General features: G+C 74.5%; 14 protein-coding genes. 8 read left to right on the top strand and 6 right to left on the bottom strand.

What is annotated here, in order from left to right:
- Positions 1 to 4: 4 nt before the first annotated feature.
- A complete protein-coding gene (locus ACZ7IF_RS29190) occupies positions 5 to 772 on the bottom strand; it encodes an ABC transporter permease (protein ID WP_470977340.1) in 768 nt (255 codons plus the stop codon).
- Positions 773 to 777: 5 nt separating this feature from the next.
- Entirely contained in the window at positions 778 to 1692 is a 915-nt protein-coding gene (locus ACZ7IF_RS29185) for an ATP-binding cassette domain-containing protein (RefSeq protein WP_470977337.1), read from the bottom strand.
- A 108-nt stretch (positions 1693 to 1800) separates the two neighbouring features.
- Between ACZ7IF_RS29185 and ACZ7IF_RS29180 the strand changes: the two genes are divergently transcribed.
- From ACZ7IF_RS29180 to ACZ7IF_RS29170, 3 genes are all read left to right on the top strand, one after another.
- The gene (locus ACZ7IF_RS29180; protein WP_470977334.1) at positions 1801 to 2976 is read left to right on the top strand and encodes a sensor histidine kinase; all 1176 of its coding nucleotides are present in this window, start codon (positions 1801 to 1803) and stop codon (positions 2974 to 2976) included.
- 4 nt (positions 2977 to 2980) lie between these two features.
- A complete protein-coding gene (locus ACZ7IF_RS29175; protein WP_470977331.1) occupies positions 2981 to 3631 on the top strand; it encodes a response regulator in 651 nt (216 codons plus the stop codon).
- A gap of 100 nt (positions 3632 to 3731) precedes the next feature.
- Positions 3732 to 4886 (top strand): ROK family transcriptional regulator, encoded by a 1155-nt coding sequence (locus ACZ7IF_RS29170; protein ID WP_470977328.1) that lies wholly within the window; start codon positions 3732 to 3734, stop codon positions 4884 to 4886.
- Between the two features lie 90 nt (positions 4887 to 4976).
- On the opposite strand, the gene ACZ7IF_RS29165 is transcribed toward ACZ7IF_RS29170, so the two are convergent.
- Positions 4977 to 5729, bottom strand: coding sequence for a GntR family transcriptional regulator (locus ACZ7IF_RS29165; RefSeq protein WP_470977325.1), 753 nt, complete (start codon positions 5727 to 5729; stop codon positions 4977 to 4979).
- Positions 5730 to 6063: 334 nt separating this feature from the next.
- Between ACZ7IF_RS29165 and ACZ7IF_RS29160 the strand changes: the two genes are divergently transcribed.
- From ACZ7IF_RS29160 to ACZ7IF_RS29145, 4 genes are all read left to right on the top strand, one after another.
- Positions 6064 to 6999, top strand: a complete 936-nt coding sequence (locus ACZ7IF_RS29160) for an alpha/beta fold hydrolase (RefSeq protein WP_470977322.1) — start codon at positions 6064 to 6066, stop codon at positions 6997 to 6999.
- Between the two features lie 115 nt (positions 7000 to 7114).
- Positions 7115 to 8704 carry an alkaline phosphatase D family protein gene (locus ACZ7IF_RS29155; RefSeq protein WP_470977496.1) on the top strand — a complete coding sequence of 530 codons (1590 nt, stop codon included), beginning with the start codon at positions 7115 to 7117 and terminating at the stop codon, positions 8702 to 8704.
- A 167-nt stretch (positions 8705 to 8871) separates the two neighbouring features.
- Positions 8872 to 10302, top strand: a complete 1431-nt coding sequence (locus ACZ7IF_RS29150; RefSeq protein ID WP_470977319.1) for a GNAT family N-acetyltransferase — start codon at positions 8872 to 8874, stop codon at positions 10300 to 10302.
- Positions 10303 to 10415: 113 nt separating this feature from the next.
- Positions 10416 to 12125 carry a DUF885 domain-containing protein gene (locus tag ACZ7IF_RS29145; protein ID WP_470977317.1) on the top strand — a complete coding sequence of 570 codons (1710 nt, stop codon included), beginning with the start codon at positions 10416 to 10418 and terminating at the stop codon, positions 12123 to 12125.
- Between the two features lie 72 nt (positions 12126 to 12197).
- Here ACZ7IF_RS29145 and ACZ7IF_RS29140 read toward each other — a convergent pair whose 3' ends face one another.
- Entirely contained in the window at positions 12198 to 12713 is a 516-nt protein-coding gene (locus ACZ7IF_RS29140; protein WP_470977314.1) for a rhodanese-like domain-containing protein, read from the bottom strand.
- A gap of 94 nt (positions 12714 to 12807) precedes the next feature.
- Between ACZ7IF_RS29140 and ACZ7IF_RS29135 the strand changes: the two genes are divergently transcribed.
- Positions 12808 to 13254 (top strand): Lrp/AsnC family transcriptional regulator, encoded by a 447-nt coding sequence (locus ACZ7IF_RS29135; protein WP_470977311.1) that lies wholly within the window; start codon positions 12808 to 12810, stop codon positions 13252 to 13254.
- On the opposite strand, the gene ACZ7IF_RS29130 is transcribed toward ACZ7IF_RS29135, so the two are convergent.
- Positions 13244 to 16255, bottom strand: a complete 3012-nt coding sequence (locus tag ACZ7IF_RS29130; RefSeq protein WP_470977308.1) for an AAA family ATPase — start codon at positions 16253 to 16255, stop codon at positions 13244 to 13246. The two genes, ACZ7IF_RS29135 and ACZ7IF_RS29130, sit on opposite strands and share 11 nt — an antisense overlap.
- Positions 16252 to 17418: an exonuclease SbcCD subunit D gene (locus ACZ7IF_RS29125; protein WP_470977305.1), complete on the bottom strand. Its 1167-nt coding sequence runs from the start codon at positions 17416 to 17418 to the stop codon at positions 16252 to 16254. The genes ACZ7IF_RS29130 and ACZ7IF_RS29125 overlap by 4 nt, the downstream gene beginning before the upstream one ends.
- Between the last annotated feature and the right edge of the window lie 47 nt (positions 17419 to 17465).

Raw genomic sequence — 17465 nt, 5'->3', positions numbered from 1 at the left:
GGCGTCACGCGTCGCGGCGCCGTACGGCCAACCAGCCCGCGGCCAGGGCCGCGAGGGCCCACAGCCCGGCCACCGCGAGCCCGCTCCAGGGCCCGAGCGACCCCTCCGCGTGCGTCCGCATCACCATCTGGCCCGCCCGGTCCGGCATGAACCGCATGGCCCCGCCGGCGACCTGACCCACCACGAAGGGCACGATCAGCAGGAAGGGTATGAGCAGACTCATCACGAGGGTGCCGCTGCGCACCAGGGCGGTCAGGCCGGCCGACAGCAGGGCGATCAGGGTCAGGTAGACCCCGCTGCCGAAGACGGCGCGCAGCGTCCCGGGGTCGCCGAGGGAGAGGGCGTACTCCCCCATGAACGCCTGCCCCGCCAGGAAGGTGACGAGGCCGGTGATCTGACCGACCAGGAAGGCGAGTCCGGCCACGGCGGCGGCCTTGGACAGGTACAGCCGGGTCCTGTTGGGCACGGCGGTGAGCGAGACCCGCAGGGCGCCGGCCCGGAACTCACCGGCGAAGGCGGTCGCGCCGAAGGCTATGGCCGCTATCTGACCGAAGTTGATTCCGAAGAAGGCCCCGAGCAGGCGGTCCTCCCCCAGGGCGCCGGGCTCCGACGTGCCTATCGCGGCGGCGGTGAGCGCCGTGATGCCGGCGGTGGCCGCGAAGAGGGCGATCAGCGATCCGAGGACGGCGCGGGCGGACCGTATCTTGATCCATTCCGAGTACAGGACGGGGACGGTGGGCAGGGCGGCGGCGGTCACGGCGGTGGCTCCCATCGGTTTCAGGCGGCGGTGGCGGAGAAGGGGGTGCGGTCGGCGGTGAGGTCGAGGTAGGCCTGCTCCAGTGAGGCCCGCTCGTCGGAGAGTTCCAGTACGGCGATGCCCTCCCGGGCGGCGAGGGCCCCGATCCGCTCGGCCTGTGTGTCGTCGACGGTCCAGCGCCCTTCCCCGGAGGCCGCCATGCGCAGGCCCTCGCGGGCCAGGGCGGCCTCCAGCCGGTCCGGCTCCGAGGTCCGCAGCCGCACCCTGGGCGTGCTGCGGGCGTCGATGAACTCCCGTAGCGGGGTGTCGGCGAGCAGCCGGCCCTGTCCGAGTACGACGAGGTGGTCGACGAACGAGGCGGACTCGGCCATCAGGTGGCTGGAGACGAAGACCGTGCGCCCCTCGGCGGCGAGGCCGCGCATCAGCTCACGGATCCAGATGATCCCCTCGGGGTCGAGGCCGTTGGTCGGCTCGTCCAGCAGCAGGACCCCTGGGTCCCCCAGCAGGGCGGCGGCTATGCCCAGGCGCTGGCGCATGCCGAGCGAGAAGGTGCCGATCCGTCGGCGGGCGACCGCCGCTATGCCGGCCTGCTCCAGGACCGCGTCGACCCGGGCGGCCGGGATGCCGTTGCTCACGGCGAGGGCGAGGAGGTGGTCACGTGCCCTCCGTCCGGGGTGGGCCGCCTGGGGGTCGAGCAGGGCGCCCACCTCGCGCAGCGGGCTCCGCAGGTCGGTGAAGCGGCTGCCGGCGATCGTGGCGGCGCCCGCGGTCGGCCGGTCCAGGCCCAGGATCAGGCGCATGGTGGTGGACTTTCCGGCTCCGTTGGGGCCCAGGAATCCGGTGACCCTGCCCGGCAGGACGTCGAAGGTGAGGTGGTCCACAGCCCGGTGGGTTCCGTGGTCCTTGGTCAGATCGCGGATCTCGATGCGGTTCATGGCTCAAGATTCGCCGTCCGGCCCGGGCCCTTCCCTCCCCCACGCGAGGGTGCCGTCTCCCCCACGTGGGGGAGACGGCCCCTCCCCGCGCCCTGCCACGATGGGGGCATGATCCGACTTCTCCGTGCCCCGTTCCGGCCGGTGACGTACTCGCGCTGGCTTCACTTGTGCGTTCCGCTGCTGCTGCTCGCCATCTGGATGTTCGTCAACCCGCGCTGGCCGTGGATGCCGCTGCTGATCGTCATACCGTTCGGGTTCGTGCCGTGGGTGCGGCTGGCCGAGGGGCTCCAGGCCCGGTTCCTGCTCACTCCGCAGCACCGGGACAGCGACGAGAGCGGCATCAGCGCCGCCCCGTCGGCCCGGTGGGGGGACCGGTGGCGGACGCTGCTGTGGCTGGAGATACGCCTGGTCGTGTCCGGGGCCGCCATGTTCGCCTCCGTGTCGCTTCCCGTGATGGCCGTGGAACTGGTCGCGGTCGCGGCCGGGCATCCCCTGACCGACGACCCGGCAGTGCCGTTCGTCCCCGCGCGCTGGGCCGCGGCCCTCCTCGCTCCCGTGCCCCTGGTGCTGCTGATCGCCGTGGTGGTCCTGCTCGGCGAGCTGATCACCGCCATCGCCCGGCGGCTGCTGGGGCCGTCCGCCGCCGAGCGGCTGACCGCACTGGAGGCGCGTACGGAGCAGTTGCTGGAGCGGACCCGGATCGCGCGCGAGCTGCACGACTCCATCGGGCACGCGCTGACGGTGGCGGTGGTCCAGGCGGGTGCGGCGCGGGCCGCGGGAGACCCCGAGTTCACCGACCGCGCGCTGAGCGCGATCGAGGAGACCGGCCGGGCCGCGCTGGAGGATCTGGAACGGGTCCTGCTGGTGCTGCGGGAGTCCGCGCAGCCGCCGTCGCAGCGGCCGACCCTGATGGAGGCGGACCGGCTGCTGGAGTCGGCCCGCGCCTCGGGGGCGGCGGTCGACGCGCAACTGACGGGCCCGCTGGAGAAGTTGCCCGGACCGGTCACGCGTGAGGGGTACCGGATCCTGCAGGAGGCACTCACCAATGTGCTGCGCCACTGCGGGCCCGTTCCCGTACGTGTGCGGGTGGACATGGCCCCGGGCCGGCTGGAACTGGAGGTGACGAACCCGTTGCCGGAGCGTCCTGCCGTCACGAGGGGCGGCGGGAGCGGGTTGCGGGGCATGAGGGAGCGTGCCGCGCTGCTCGGCGGTCAGGCCGAAACCGGCCTCCACGAGGGTGGTTGGCGGGTGCGCGCGCGGCTTCCGCTGGAGCGAATATCCTGACCGGATGCCGGTTACCGTACTGCTCGTCGACGACGAGCCCCTGGTGCGCGCGGGTCTGCGTGCCGTCCTGGAGGCCCAGCCCGACATCGAGGTGGTGGGTGAGGCCGCGGACGGGGCGGCGGTCATCCCCCTCGTGCGGCAGTTGCGGCCGGACGTGGTGGCGATGGACGTACGGATGCCGCTGCTCGACGGGATCGAGGCGACCAGGGCGGTCCTGCGGTCGGTGGACTCCCCGCCGAAGATCCTCGTGGTCACGACCTTCGAGAACGACGAGTACGTCTACCAGGCGCTGCGCGCCGGAGCCGACGGCTTCCTGCTGAAGCGGGCCCGCCCCTCGGAGATCGTGCACGCGGTGCGGCTCGTGGCCGAGGGCGAGACCCTGCTCTTCCCGGCGGCCGTACGGGCCCTCGCCGCCGAGTACGGGAACCGGGAGGCCCGCACGGTCCTGGAGCGGGCCGCGCTGACGGAGCGCGAGGAGGCGGTGCTGCGGCTCGTGGCCCGGGGTCTGACCAACGTGGAGATCGCCCGCGAGCTGATCGTCGGCACGGAGACCGTGAAGTCTCATGTCAGCGCGATCCTGGGCAAGCTGGGGGCGCGCGACCGGACCCAGGCGGTGATCACGGCGTACGAGTCCGGCTTCGTCTCGCCGGCCTGAGGCGAGGGCCGGTTCCTGCCGGCGGGGGGCCGCTTCTCGCCGCGGCGGCGGGCGCGCAGTACGATCCGCCTGACAGGGTCGTTAGCTGGGAGGACACACGTTGGGGCAGCTGACCGGCGGGGATCCCTCTCTGCTCCGGCGCATCAATTCGGCCGTGGTGCTTCGCGCACTGCGGGCGGCCGGATCGCCTACCCTCACCGACCTCACCCGGGTGACCGGGCTCTCCCGGCCGACCGTCGAGGGGGTCGTGGAGGGGCTGATCGGCGCCGGCCTGGTGGTCGAGGCGGTCGCCGAGGAAGGCGCACGCCGGCAGGGCCGGCCGGCGAGGAGGTTCCGCTTCCGCGCCGAGGCGGGGCACCTGCTGGGCGTCGAGATCGGGTCGCACCGGATCGCGGTCCTGCTGTCCGGGCTCGACGGCCGGGTCATCGGAGCCGGCACCAAGGACGTGTCGGAGACGGCTTCGGCCGATGAGCGCCTGGAACGCGTCAGGACGGCGGTCGCCGATCTGCTGCGCCGGGCCGGGATCCCCCGCGACTCGCTGCGCGCGGTCGGTGTCGGCAGCCCCGGCATCGTCGAGGCCGACGGGACGGTCCGCCTCGGAACGGCCCTGCCCGGCTGGACGGGGCTGCCGCTCGGCGAGCGGCTGCGGCGCTCGTTCCGCTGTCCGGTCCAGGTGGAGAACGACGCCAACGCGGCGGCGCTCGCCGAGCACTGGAAGGGTGCGGCGCGCGACACCGACGACATGGTGTTCGTGATGGCCGGGCTCAGCCCCGGCGCCGGCTCGCTGATCGGCGGCAGGCTGCACCGGGGCTTCGGCGGGGCGGCGGGCGAGATCGGCGCGCTGCACCTGCTGGGCCGGGAAGCCACCCCGGAGCGGCTGCTGTCCACGACGGGCGAACCCCTCCACCCCTTGGACGAGCCGGCGGTCGCCGAGGTGTTCGCGATGGCCAGGCGGGGCGACGAGCGCGCGGTGGCCGCGGTCGACCGGTTCCTCCAGCGGCTCGTGCACGACGTGGCGGCGCTGGTGCTGGCGATGGACCCCGAGCTCGTGGTCGTGGGCGGCTGGGCGGCCGGACTGGACGGGGTGCTGGACCCCCTGCGCCGGGAGCTGGAGCGGTACTGCCTGCGCCCGCCGCGGGTGGCGCTGTCCATGCTCGGCGAAGCCGCCGTGGCGACCGGCGCCCTGCGCCTGGCCCTGGACCACGTGGAGGAAGAGCTCTTCGCGGTGGAACGGACGGTCACCGCCCGCCGCTGACGCCGGGGGCGGCGTCCGGAGCACAGGAAACCCCGGGGTACGGAAAACCCCGGGGCCCGTGGGGGCTCCCGGGGTCCGTGTCCGGCGCGGTCAGGAGGCCGCGCGGGTCTCCGTGATCTCCACGCCCGAGTCGCCGAAGGTGAGGCGGCAGGTGTCGGCGCGGTACGTGGCCACCGAGACGGCGGCGGTGCCCGCGGCGGTGAAGTAGCGGGTGGTCACCAGGAGCACGGGCGCGCCGGGCAGCCGGTCCAGCTCCTTGGCGTCGTCGGCCCGGGCGGAGCCCAGCTCGACCGAGCGGTCCTGCCCCTCCAGGGAGAGCCGCTGGAGTTCCCGCATGACGGCGCGGGCCCGGGCGGGGCCGGTGGGGGCGTCGATGGCGGAGAGCCCGGGCACCGAGGCGGCCGGCACGTACAGCAGCTCGGCGGCGACGGCCTGGCCCTGCGTGACGCGGGTCCGGCGCACGGTGTGCACGGCTTCGCCGGCGGCGGTTCCGAGGAGCCCCAGGACGGCGGCGGCGGGGACGGCCTCGACGGCGTCGACGGCCTCCCAGCCGTCGGCCCCCTCACCGGGCCAGCCCTGCTGCGCGCTGCCGACGGCGACGCCCACGCGCGGCGGGGCCACGGTGGTGCCGACGCCGCGGCGGCGCTGGAGGCGGCCTTCGAGTTCGAGCTGTTCCAGGGCCTGTCGCAGGGTGGCGCGCGCGACTCCGAAGCGCGCGGCGAGCTCACGCTCGTTCGGCAGGACCTCGCCGACCGCGAAGTCCTGGTCCAGCGCGTCGCTGAGCACGGTCTTCAGGTGCCAGTACTTCGGCTCCGGCACCGATTCGAGCTGCGTCGTCCCCACCCTGACTCCTCCTGCAATCGCCGCTGTCACCGTGTCCGGCATCGCCGTGTTCCAGCGGCGTTTCCGCGCCGCAGTTCCGCGCCCTTGTTTATTAAAGGTTCCTGCACTATCCGCGACGATAGGACGGTGCACCCCCTTGGTCAAGACCAATCCTGGCCGCTTTGCCGGGCAGATCGGGCATATGTAGCAACCCGTTCACAGGATGTTCTCGCTCGGCACCTCCGCGTCGCGCGGACTTCGCAAAGGCTTGTAGCCGGACGCTACTCGACGGTAATCATGGACACAGTCATTACTGACGGCCTGTCTCATACGCGTCCACCCGACGAGGAGCAGCATGACCGCCACGGTCTCCTTCACGATCGATTCGCCGCTGGGCCCCCGCACCGCCACCGTCGCCTACGAACGCAAGGGCGTCGGCGAACCGCTTCTCCTGCTGCACGGCATCGGCCACCACCTCCAGGCCTGGCATCCGGTGACCGACGTCCTGGCCGCCGATCACGACGTGATCGCGATCGACCTGCCCGGATTCGGCGCCTCCGAGCCGCTGCCCGCGGGTGTCCCGTACGACCTCGCCACCATCACCCCGGCCCTCGGCGCGCTCTGCGCGGCGCTCGGCGTCGAGCGCCCGCACGTCGCGGGCAACTCCCTGGGCGGACTGCTCGCACTGGACATGGGGCGCAGCGGTCTCGCCCGCTCGGTCACCGCCCTCTCCCCCGCCGGATTCTGGTCTGAGCCCGAGCGGCGCTACGCCTTCACCACGCTGCGGGCCATGCGTGCCGGGGCCCGGGCGCTGCCGCTGCCGGCCCTGGACCGGCTCTCGCGCAGCGGCCCCGGCCGCGCCGCCCTCACCGGCACCATCTACGCCCGCCCCGCGCACCGCGCCCCGGGGGCGGTGGTGGCCGAGACCCTCGCCCTGCGGGAGGCCACCGGCTTCGAGGAGACCCTGGCGGCGGGCGGCTCCGTACGCTTCACCGACGACGTGCCCGGGATCCCCGTCACGATCGCCTGGGGCACCCGCGACCGGCTGCTGCTGCGCCGCCAGGGCGTGCGGGCCAAGCACACCGTCCCCGGGGCACGGCTGGTCCGGCTGCCGGGCTGCGGCCACGTGCCGATGAACGACGACCCCGCGCTGGTGGCCCGCGTCATCCTGGACACGGCGGCGGGGGCGGCGAAGGCGACCGGCCCGACGGACCCGGCGAAGGCAACGGCAGGGGCAACGGCAGAGGCAGAGGCAGAGGCAGAGGCAGAGGCAACGGCACGCCGTACATGACCGGCTGACGGCTGTTCATCCACGGTTCGCGTGGGCGACGCGGTCGGTCCCGTGTGCGAAGGCACACTGGTCCGGCCCGCCCCCGCCGGCCCCTGGAGACGCACCCATGGCACCGATGCCGCACACCCGCCGCACCCTGCTCGGCGGTTCCCTGGCCGTCCCGCTGGGCCTGGCCTTGTCCACCGCGCTGGCCTCGCCCGCACTGGCCTCCCCCCGACGGGCCCCCGCCTTCGTCCGCTCCGGCCGCCCGGCCGCGCTCTGGGGGACCCAGTCGGGAGAGGTCACCTCCCACTCGGCCGCCATCTGGACCCGCTCCGACCGTCCCGCCCGGATGTACGTGGAAACCTCCCCGAGCGAGTCGTTCCGCTACGGCGTCCGCCGCCACGGCGGCCCCTTCCTCGGCCCCGCCACCGACCACACCGGCACCGCCACCCTGCGCGACCTGCCGCCCGGCCAGCGCATCCACTACCGGGTCGTGCTCACCGACCCCGACGACCCCCGCCGCTCCGGCGAGCCGGTGCGCGGCAGCTTCCGCACCACCCCCGCCTCCCGCCGCCATGACGTGCGCTTCCTGTGGTCCGGGGACCTGGCGGGCCAGGGCTGGGGCATCAACCCCGAACTGGGCGGGTACCGCGTCTTCGACGAAATGCGACTGCGCGACCCCGACTTCTTCCTCTTCAGCGGGGACACTATCTACGCGGACGGGCCGATCAAGGCCGCCGTTCCGCTGCCCGACGGCCGCGTCTGGCACAACGTCACCACCGAGGAGAAGTCCAAGGTCGCGGAGACCCTGGACGAGTTCCGCGGGAACTTCCGCTACAACCTGCTGGACCGCAACCTTCGCGACTTCTACGCCCAGGTCCCCGTGGTCGCCCAGTGGGACGACCACGAGGTGCGCAACAACTGGTACCCCGGCCAGCTGCTCGACGACCCGCGCTACGTCGTCAAGGACGTCGACACCCTCGCCGCCCGCGCCCGCCAGGCCTTCGGCGAGTACTTCCCGGTCACGGACCTGCGGGGCGGGCGCGCCGAGGGGCGGATGTACCGGGTGCTGCGGCACGGCCCGCTGCTCGACGTGTTCGTGCTGGACATGCGCACCCACCGCGACGCCAACTCCCCCGGCCGCCAGACCGAGGACCGGGTCGGCATCCTCGGCGCCGAGCAGCTGGCCTGGCTGAAGCGGGAGCTCTCGCGCTCCCGCGCCACCTGGAAGGTGATCGCCGCGGACATGCCGCTGGGCATCGTCGTCCCCGACGGGGCGGTGGACTTCGAGGCGGTGGCCCAAGGCGACCCGGGGGCACCGCTGGGGCGCGAGCTCCAGATCGCCGATCTCCTGCGGCACATCAAGCACCAGCACATCACGGGCACCCTCTGGCTCACCGCCGACGTGCACTACACCGCCGCCAACCACTACGCGCCCGAGCGCGCGGCCTTCTCCGACTTCGCGCCGTTCTGGGAGTTCGTGTCCGGGCCGATCGGTGCGGGCGGCTTCCCGGCGGGCCGGCTCGACGCGACCTTCGGCCCGAAGACGGAGTTCGTCCAGTCGGCGCCGGTCGCCAACATGTCCCCGGCCGAGAACCCCCCGTACTACGGCGAGGTGGAGATCGACGGCGGCAGCGGAGACCTCACCGTCCGGTTGCGCCGCCAGGGAGGCGGCGTACTCTTCACCAGGGTCCTCCAGCCGGGCCGCGTCGGGCAGTCGTGACCCCCGCCCGGTGACCAGCCGCCGACCGCCCGGCGACCGGCCGGCGGCCGCCTGGTCACCAGTGGAAATCCGCCGGAAAACCAGGCGAAACCGGCCAGATCGACACTTAACCAGTCGGTCACAGATCGTTCGTGATCACGCAACACCCCTGAGCCAGAGTGGTGTGCATGACTGACCGTAACCCTCTCTCCACCGCCCAGCGTCCCCACCGCCACCACTGGCGCCGGGACCTCGTCGAACTCGCCGCCCTCTTCTGCGCCGTCGCGGTCGCCGACGGCATCGCCAACCTCGTCGCGCACGGCCCGGACGGCCCGGTCCTGCTGGTCGCCTCGGCCGTCGCGCTCCTGGTCACCGCGGCCTTCCACACCTGGTGGGCGCGCCGGCACAGCCATGCGCCGCCCCCGGCGGCCAAGGCCCCCTCCGATCCGGCCGCCGCCACCACGGGGGCGGCGGCGGAGCCCGCCAACCCCGCGCTCTGGCGGATGCGGACGACCGTGCGCGACGAGCCCGGCAGCCTCGCCGCGCTGTGCACCGCGCTCGCCCGCGAGGGCGTCGACATCCTGACCCTGCAGACGCACCCCCTCCCGGAGGGCGGCACGGTCGACGAGTTCCTGCTGCGCACCCCGCGCGAGCTGGCGGCCGCCGGCCTGACCCGCGCCGTCGCCCAGGCCGGCGGCCGCAGCACCTGGATCGAGCGCGCCGACGCCCACGACCTGGTGGACGCCCCCACCCGGGTGCTGGGCCTGGCCACCCGCACCGCCCTGGACGCCGCCGAACTCCCGCTCGCGCTGCGCCAGCTGCTCGGCCGCTGCACCATCCAGTCGATCCCCGCCACCACCCTCTCGGGCCGCCCCAACGCGGGCGCCGACGCCCCGGTCGAAGGCGTCCTGGAGTCCACGGTGATGCGGCTGCGCGACCCCTCGGGCGGCGCGATCACCGTGGAGCGGCCCTACCTGCCGTTCACCCCGACCGAGTTCGCCCGCGCCCGCGCCCTCGTCGAGCTCGACGCGCGCCTCGGGCACCGGATGCCCCGGAGCCAGGACGTGCTGACCCTGCCCGAGGGCAACGAGATCACCGTTCGCCGCGCCGACGGCTCCGACCTGGCGGCCGCCCGCTCCATGCACGAGCGGTGCAGCGAGCGCACCCTCGGCCTGCGGTACCACGGCCCGGTCGCCGACGCCGACCGCTACCTCGGCCACCTCCTGAGCCCCCGCTTCGGCCGCACCCTCGCCGCCACCACCGCCTCCGGCAAGCTCGTCGCCCTCGGCCACCTGCTGTGGGACGGCGACGAGACCGAGGTGGCCCTGCTCATCGAGGACGACTGGCAGCGCCGCGGCATCGGTTCGCAGCTGCTGCGCCGCCTCATCGCGATGGCCGTCGAGGCCGGGTGCGACAGCGTGTACGCCGTCACGCAGGCCTCCAACACCGGGATGGTCGCGGCCATGCGCGGCCTCGGCCTCCCCCTCGACTACCAGATCGAGGAGGGCACCCTGGTGATCACCGCCCGCCTCGACGCGACCCCGGTCGTCTCGCGCCTGCCCTACGAAGTCCCGCGCGCGCAGGCCCCGTACGGAACCCGGCACCACCCCGGGCGCTGACCGGGGCCCGGACTCCGGAGGTCTCCTGGGTCCATGGCCGCCCAGCCCGTCCGTCAGGAGGCTGAGCGGCCATGGTGATGACGCGGGGGCCTCCCGCATACGAAGATGTCCGCATGTCAGACACCCTCCAGACCGACAGCGCAGCGCGTCTGCCCCGCCAGGTCGCCGACGCCTACGTCGACGAGCTCATCGCACTCGACCCGATCCAGGGCACCTACCTCGGCGTCGCCGCCAGCTCCGGCCGGCTGCCCGACTACTCCCCCGCCGGCCGCGCCGCGCTCGGCGAACTGCTGCGCACCACCCTCGCCCGGCTGGACGCCGCCGAGCGGCTGCCCGGCGCCGGCACGGACGCCGAGCGCCGCTGCGCCCGGCTGCTGCGCGAGCGGCTGAACGCCGAACTCGCGGTGCACGAGGCCGACGAGGACCTGCGGGCCGTCAGCAACATCCACTCCCCCGCGCACGCCGTCCGCGAGGTCTTCACCCTCACCCCGGCCGACACCGAGGAGGAGTGGGCCGCGATCGCCGAACGGCTGCGCGCCGTACCGGCCTGCTTCGCCGGATACCGCGAGAGCCTCGCGCTCGGCCTGGACCGCGGGCTGCACGGCAGCCCGCGTCCCGCCGCCACCTTCGTCGAGCAGCTCACCACCTGGGCCGGCCAGGACGGCGACGGCGCCCGGGACTTCTTCGGCGAGTTCGCCTCCGCCGGACCCGAGTCCCTGCGCGCGGAGCTGGACGAGGCGGCGGCCGGGGCGACGGCCGCCGTGGCCGAACTGCGCGACTGGATGCGCGACGTGTACGCGCCGGCCGTCGCGGACGCGCCGGACCCGGTCGGCCGCGAGCGCTACGCCCGCTGGGCCCGCTACTTCAACGGCACGGACCTGGACCTGGACGAGGCGTACGCCTACGGCTGGTCCGAGTACCACCGGCTGCTCGCCGAGATGAAGTCCGAGGCGGCCAAGATCCTGCCGGGCGAGCCGAACCCGTGGGACGCCCTGCGCCACCTGGACGAGCACGGCACCCACATCGAGGGCGTCGACGAGGTCCGCGACTGGCTGCAGGGGCTGATGGACGAGGCCATCGAGAACCTCGACGGCACCCACTTCGAACTCGCCGAGCGGGTCAAGCGGGTCGAGTCGATGATCGCCCCGTCGGGCGGCGCCGCGGCCCCGTACTACACCAACCCCTCCGAGGACTTCTCCCGCCCGGGCCGCACCTGGCTGCCGACCATGGGCCAGACCCGCTTCCCGGTGTACGACCTGGTCTCCACCTGGTACCACGAAGGCGTTCCGGGCCACCACCTCCAGCTCGCGCAGTGGACGCACGTCGCGGACCGGCTCTCGCGCTACCAGGCGACCGTGGGGCTCGTCAGCGCCAACGCCGAGGGCTGGGCGCTGTACGCGGAGCGGCTGATGGACGAGCTCGGCTACCTCAAGGACGCCGAGCAGAGGCTGGGCTACCTGGACTGCCAGATGATGCGCGCCACGCGCGTGATCGTGGACATCGGCATGCACCTGGGGCTGGAGATCCCGGCGGACTCGCCGTTCCACCCGGGCGAGCGCTGGACGGTGGACCTGGCGCAGGAGTTCTTCGGCCTGCACAGCGGCCGGCCGGCGGACTTCGTCGAGAGCGAGCTGACCCGCTACCTGTCGATGCCCGGGCAGGCCGTCGGCTACAAGCTGGGCGAGCGGGCCTGGCTGCTGGGGCGTGACAACGCCCGTGCGGCGCACGGTGATTCCTTCGACCTGAAGAAGTGGCACATGGCGGCGCTGTCCCAGGGTTCGCTGGGCCTGGACGACCTGCTGGACGAGCTGTCGCGGCTCTGACCCAGTGCCCGAAGGGCCGCCCGCTCCCCGGTGGGGCGGGCGGCCCTTCGTCGTCCCGCGGGCGCTCCGGGTTCAGCAGCCGCAGTCGTCCGAGTCGGTGGGAGCGGTCAGCGGGTCGGCCTCGGCGCGCTGCTGGGTGCCCTGCCAGGTCTCGACCTCGAAGCCCTCGCGGATCCAGTACTCGATGCCGCCGAGCATCTCCTTGACCTGGAAGCCCAGTTCGGCCAGGGCGAGGGCGGAGCGGGTGCCCCCGTTGCAGCCCGGGCCCCAGCAGTAGGTCACCACGGGGACGTTCTTGTCGAGGAGCTTCTCGGCCTGCTCGGGGATCAGCGCGGTGGGCAGGTGGATCGCGCCGGGCACGTGGGCCTGGTCCCAGGAGGGCGTGGAGCGGGAGTCGATCAGCTGGAAGCCGAGGTCGGCGCCCTGCTCTCGGTGGGCCTTGAAGGCGGCGGCGACGTCCGACACGTCCGCGTGGAAGGCCAGGCTCGCGGCGAAGTAGGCGGCTGCGGCAGCCGGGCCGGCCGGGGGGACCCGGAGCACGGGGTTGGCGGTGGCGGGGGTGCTGTTCTGGTTCTGCGTCGTCGTCATGGCTCAAAATCTACGAGCCGACGATCAAGGCGAGAAGTGAGTTTCCCCGGCCTTTCTCTTGTTCCCCCGGGGATTCCCCTGCTAGACCTCGACCATGACCGGTCATTCCCCCGACGCCACCGACTGGCGGATCCTCGCGGCGCTCCAGCAGGACGGCCGCGCCAGCTTCACCGAGCTCGCCCGCACCGTGTCGATGTCCGCGAGCGCCGTCACCGAGCGGGTCCGCCGGCTGGAGGAGGCCGGGATCATCACCGGCTACACGGCGGTGGTCGACCACGAGAAGCTGGGCAAGACCATCCTGGCACTGGTGCGGCTGCGCTATCCGCACGGCAACTACAAGCCGTTCCACGACTTCCTGGAAGCGACCTCCGAGATCCTGGAGGCCCACCACGTGACCGGGGACGACTGCTTCGTCCTCAAGGTGGCCGCCCGCTCGATGGCGCACCTGGAGGAGGTCACGGGCCGGATCTCCGGGCTGGGCCCGGTGACCACCAGCGTCGTGTACTCGTCCCCGCTCGCCCGGCGCCCGATCAGTCCGTGACGCCCGCCGTGCGGTGGCGCACCACGGAGCCGCCGCGCTGCTTGACGATCTCCAGCTGCGCCTGGACCCGGGTGCGCAGGTCGCCGACGTGGCTGACGATGCCGACGCTGCGGTCCCGCTCGCGCAGCGAGTCCAGTACGTCGAGCACCTCGTCCAGCGCCTGGTCGTCGAGGCTGCCGAAGCCCTCGTCGATGAAGAGGGTGTCCAGGCGCATGCCGCCGGCCTCGTCGGTGACCACGTCGGCCAGTCCCAGGGCGAGGGCGAGGGAGGCGAAGAAGGTCTCGCCGCCCGAGAGGGTCGCGGTGTCCCGCTCACTGCCCGTCCAGGCGTCCAGCACGTGCAGCCCGAGGCCGGAGCGCCCGCGTCCGCCGGCCCGGGCGTCGGAGTGGACGAGGGTGTAGCGGCCGCCGGACATGCGCAGCAGCCGTACGGTCGCGGCGGCGGCCACCTGCTCCAGCCGCGCGGCCAGCACGTACGCCTCCAGCCGCATCTTCCGCTCGTTGTCGGCGGAGGTGCCCGCGGTGAGCCCGGCCAGCCGGGCCACCCGCTCGTACGCCTCGCGCAGCGGGCCCAGGGCGCGCAGCTCCTGCTCCGCCTGGCGCGAGAGCCGGTCCAGCTCGGCGCACCGCACCCGGGCGGCGTCCACGGCCGAGGCGGCCGAGCGCAGCCGTGCGGCAGCCCGCTCCTCGGCGGCCGCGGCGGCGGCCGGCTCGGCGGGGGGCAGGGCGGCCGCCGCGGCGGTGTCCCGCTCGGCGTGCCGGTCGGCCAGCATCGCCTCCTCGGCCTGCCAGGCGTCGAGGCGGTGCTGGAGGGCGGTGCGTTCGTACTCGGGGAGCACGGCGTCGGCGGCCTGCTCGGTGGTGTCGAACCCGGCCTTGAAGGCGGCGTCGGCGAGCTGGCCGTCGGCCTCCTTGAGCCGGGCGGCGGTGGTCTCGGCGCGGCGCAGCGCGGCGGCGGCCGTGGTCACCATCCGGATCCGGTCCTCAAGGGTGCGGGCGCGGGCGGCGACGCTGGGCGAGTCGGCGCGGACGAGGACCAGTTCGGCTTCGAGAGAGGCCTGCTCCTCGTCGAGGGCCTCGCGCCGGGAGGCCCGGGCGGCGGCCCGGCGCTCGGCTTCGAGCCGGTCGGAGCTGCGCGCCCCGTGCTCCCGCTCGGCGCGGGCGAGCCGCTCGCGGGCGGTGTGCAGCGCGGCGGCGTCCGCGTGGGCGGCGGCGTGGCGGGCGCTCAGGTCGGCGGTGAGGTCGAGGAGTTCGGCGGTGGTGGCGTCCCCGGCGGCGGAGGCGGCCTCGGCCTCGGCCTCCCGGACGGCGGCGAGCCGCCGCTCGACGGCGGCCCTGCGCTCCTCGGCCTGCTCGAAGCGGGCGTGGGCGTCGTCCTCGGCGGCGCGGTCGACGTGGCCGGGGGCGGGGCGGGCCGGGTCGGGGTGCTCGGCGGACCCGCACACCGTGCAGGGCTCCCCGGCGGTCAGGGCCGCGGCCAGCTCGGCGGCGATGCCGCGCAGCCGGGCCTCCTTCAGCTCCAGCCAGGTCTCCCGGGCGGCGGACGACGCCTCGCGCGCCCGCAGCAGTTCGCCCGCGGCGGCTTCGGCGTCGGCGGCGAGGGAGTCGCGGCGCCGGGCGGCGGTCAGCTGCATCCGGGCCGGCTCCAGCCGCCCCGCCAGCTGCTCGGCGAGGGTGAGGGCCTGCTGCGCGGAGTCGACCTTCTCCTGGAGGGCGGCCCGGGTGGCCTCCCAGCGGGCGAGCCACTCGGCGGACTCCTGGTACCGCTCGTCGGCGTCCCGGGACTCCCGCTCCAGCGTGGCGCGCTCCCGGCCGATCTCGGCGCTGCGCTGTTCCGCGCGCTGGGCGGCGCCGGCCGCGCCGAGGTCCTCGCGCAGACGCTGCTCGACGGCGGCGAGCTGCTCGGTGCCGGCTCCGGCGAGGGCGGGGGGCAGCTCCGCCCGGGCCAGGGTCTCGGCGTGCGCGGCGGTGAGGTGGGCGGCGGCCGCGGCCCCGCGCAGTTCCAGGGCGGGGGCCACGAGGGCGCCCCGGCGGGCCCGGTCCAGCAGGGCCCGTACCCGCTCGCGCTCCGGCGCGGCCTGCGCCAGCAGGTCCGCCCGGCGGGCGGTCTCGGCGTGGCGGTGCTGGAGCCGGTCGAGTTCCCGCGCCTCCTCGGCGTCGCGCCGGGCGGCGGCGTGGCGTCCCTCGACGGCGGCGAGCGCGTACTCGGCGACGGTGAGCCGCTCCCGGGCGGAGCAGCGGGCGACGGCGGCCCAGGCCCGGACGGCCTCGGCGAGGCCGGGGTCGCCGGGCTGGTGGCCGGGCAGCGGCCAGGCCCGCAGGTCGGGGCTGTGCCCGGCGGCCTGCGCGAGGCGCTGGGCGGCGGCGAGCACCTTCTCGTCGCCGGCCCGCACCTTCGCCTCGGCGGCGCGGCGGCGCTCGGCGAGCAGGGTCTCGACGGCGGCGAAGCGGCGGGTGTCGAAGAGCCGGCCGAGGAGCCGGCCGCGGGCTTCGGCGCCGGCGCGCAGGAACTGGGCGAACTCCCCCTGGGGCAGCAGGACGACCTGGCAGAACTGCTCCCGGCTCATGCCGAGGAGCTGCTCGACCTCCTCGCCGATCTCCTGGTGGGAGCGGCTGAGCGCGGTCCAGCCGTCACCGGTGTGCTCGCGGAGCCAGGACTGGGCCTTGTCCCTGGTGGTGCCGGTGCCGCGCTTCTTGGGGCGGTCCTGTTCGGGGCGCCGGGTGATCTCCAGCCGGCGCCCGCCGGCGGTGAGTTCGAGGGTGACCTCGGTGGGGGTGTCCGGGGCGGCGTGGTCGCTGCGCAGGGTGGTGCCGGGGGCCTGGCGGGAGCCGGGGACGGATCCGTAGAGGGCGTAGCAGACGGCGTCGAGGACGGAGGTCTTGCCGGCGCCGGTGGGGCCGTGCAGCAGGAAGATCCCGGCGCCGGAGAGGGCGTCGAAGTCGATGGTCTGGGGTTCGGCGAAGGGTCCGAAGGCGGTGACCTGGAGCCGGTGCAGCCTCATCGGCCGGCCTCCTGACGGCCGTCCTCGGCCCGTACGGCCTCGAAGGCGCCGCGCAGCACGGCCCGCTCGGCCTCGTCGGCGCTGCCGCCGCCGCGCACGTGGGCGACGAAGTCCTCGGCGATCTCCTGGTCGCTGCGGCCCTTGAGGCGCTGGGCGTAGGAGGCCGCGCCGTCCTCCTCGCGGCCCTCGGGGTCGAAGGCGAGGCTGAGGGTGTGCGGGAAGCGGGCCGCGAGGCGGGCCATCGGGTCCTCGGGGCGGGCCGGGTCGGTGAGGGTGGCCTCGATCCAGGAGTCCTCGCACGCGGTGTGCGCGGGGTCGTCGAGGAGGTCCTCCAGCCGTCCGCGCAGCCGGGCGAGGGGGCGGGGCACGGGGGTGTCGATCCGCTCGGCGGTGATCTCCCCGGCCGGGCCGAGGTCGACCAGCCACATCGTCTTGCGGTGGGCGGCCTCGGAGAAGGAGTAGGCGAGCGGGGAACCGGAGTAGCGGACCCGTTCGTTGATCGTCTGGCAGCCGTGGAGATGGCCGAGGGCGGCGTAGTCGATCCCGTCGAAGACGGAGGCGGGTACGGCCTCGACCCCTCCGACGGCGATGTCGCGTTCGCTGTCGCTGGCCTGCCCTCCGGTGACGAAGGCGTGGGCGAGGACCACGGAGCGGGTGCCGGGGGCCCGGCCGGCCAGGTCGGTCCGGATCCGGTCCATGGCCGCGCCCAGCACCGCCTCGTGGCTGACCTTCTCGGCGGCGAAGGTGTCCTTGACCAGTGCCGGTTCCAGGTACGGCAGCCCGTAGAAGGCCACGTCACCGTGTACGTCGGCCAGCACCACGGGGTCGGCGCAGCCGGCGGGGTCGGTCCTGAGGTGGATCCCGGCCCGGCCGATCAGCCCGGCGCCGACACCGAGGCGGCGGGCCGAGTCGTGGTTCCCGGAGATCATCACCGTCGGGACGCCGAGGTCGGCGAGCCGGTGCAGGGCCCGGTCGTAGAGCTCGACGGCGGGCAGCGGGGGCACGGCCCGGTCGTAGACGTCCCCGGCGACGAGCACGGCGTCGACCTGGTGCTCCCGGACGGCTTCGACGAGGTGGTCGACGAAGGCGGCCTGGGCTCCGAGCATGTTCACGCGGTGGAAGGACCGGCCCAGGTGCCAGTCGGAGGTGTGCAGGAACTTCACTCGACCGCTCCGACCCGCACGCTTGTTCTCCTCTGGTTCCGCACCGA

The sequence above is a fragment of the Streptomyces sp. NPDC037421 genome (assembly GCF_055602105.1).
The sequence above is the reverse complement of the archived record's forward strand: the minus strand, read 5'-3'. Positions and strand labels throughout refer to the sequence as shown.

What these genes read in the sequence shown, in the direction of transcription:
- ACZ7IF_RS29135 (WP_470977311.1), top strand. Translation starts at nt 12,808, where the DNA reads ATGACCGGTCATTCCCCCGACGCCACCGACTGGCGGATCCTCGCGGCG.
- ACZ7IF_RS29185 (WP_470977337.1), bottom strand. Translation starts at nt 1,692, where the DNA reads ATGAACCGCATCGAGATCCGCGATCTGACCAAGGACCACGGAACCCAC.
- ACZ7IF_RS29155 (WP_470977496.1), top strand. Translation starts at nt 7,115, where the DNA reads ATGCCGCACACCCGCCGCACCCTGCTCGGCGGTTCCCTGGCCGTCCCG.
- ACZ7IF_RS29180 (WP_470977334.1), top strand. Translation starts at nt 1,801, where the DNA reads ATGATCCGACTTCTCCGTGCCCCGTTCCGGCCGGTGACGTACTCGCGC.
- ACZ7IF_RS29145 (WP_470977317.1), top strand. Translation starts at nt 10,416, where the DNA reads ATGTCAGACACCCTCCAGACCGACAGCGCAGCGCGTCTGCCCCGCCAG.
- ACZ7IF_RS29175 (WP_470977331.1), top strand. Translation starts at nt 2,981, where the DNA reads ATGCCGGTTACCGTACTGCTCGTCGACGACGAGCCCCTGGTGCGCGCG.
- ACZ7IF_RS29150 (WP_470977319.1), top strand. Translation starts at nt 8,872, where the DNA reads ATGACTGACCGTAACCCTCTCTCCACCGCCCAGCGTCCCCACCGCCAC.
- ACZ7IF_RS29160 (WP_470977322.1), top strand. Translation starts at nt 6,064, where the DNA reads ATGACCGCCACGGTCTCCTTCACGATCGATTCGCCGCTGGGCCCCCGC.
- ACZ7IF_RS29140 (WP_470977314.1), bottom strand. Translation starts at nt 12,713, where the DNA reads ATGACGACGACGCAGAACCAGAACAGCACCCCCGCCACCGCCAACCCC.
- ACZ7IF_RS29190 (WP_470977340.1), bottom strand. Translation starts at nt 772, where the DNA reads ATGGGAGCCACCGCCGTGACCGCCGCCGCCCTGCCCACCGTCCCCGTC.
- ACZ7IF_RS29130 (WP_470977308.1), bottom strand. Translation starts at nt 16,255, where the DNA reads ATGAGGCTGCACCGGCTCCAGGTCACCGCCTTCGGACCCTTCGCCGAA.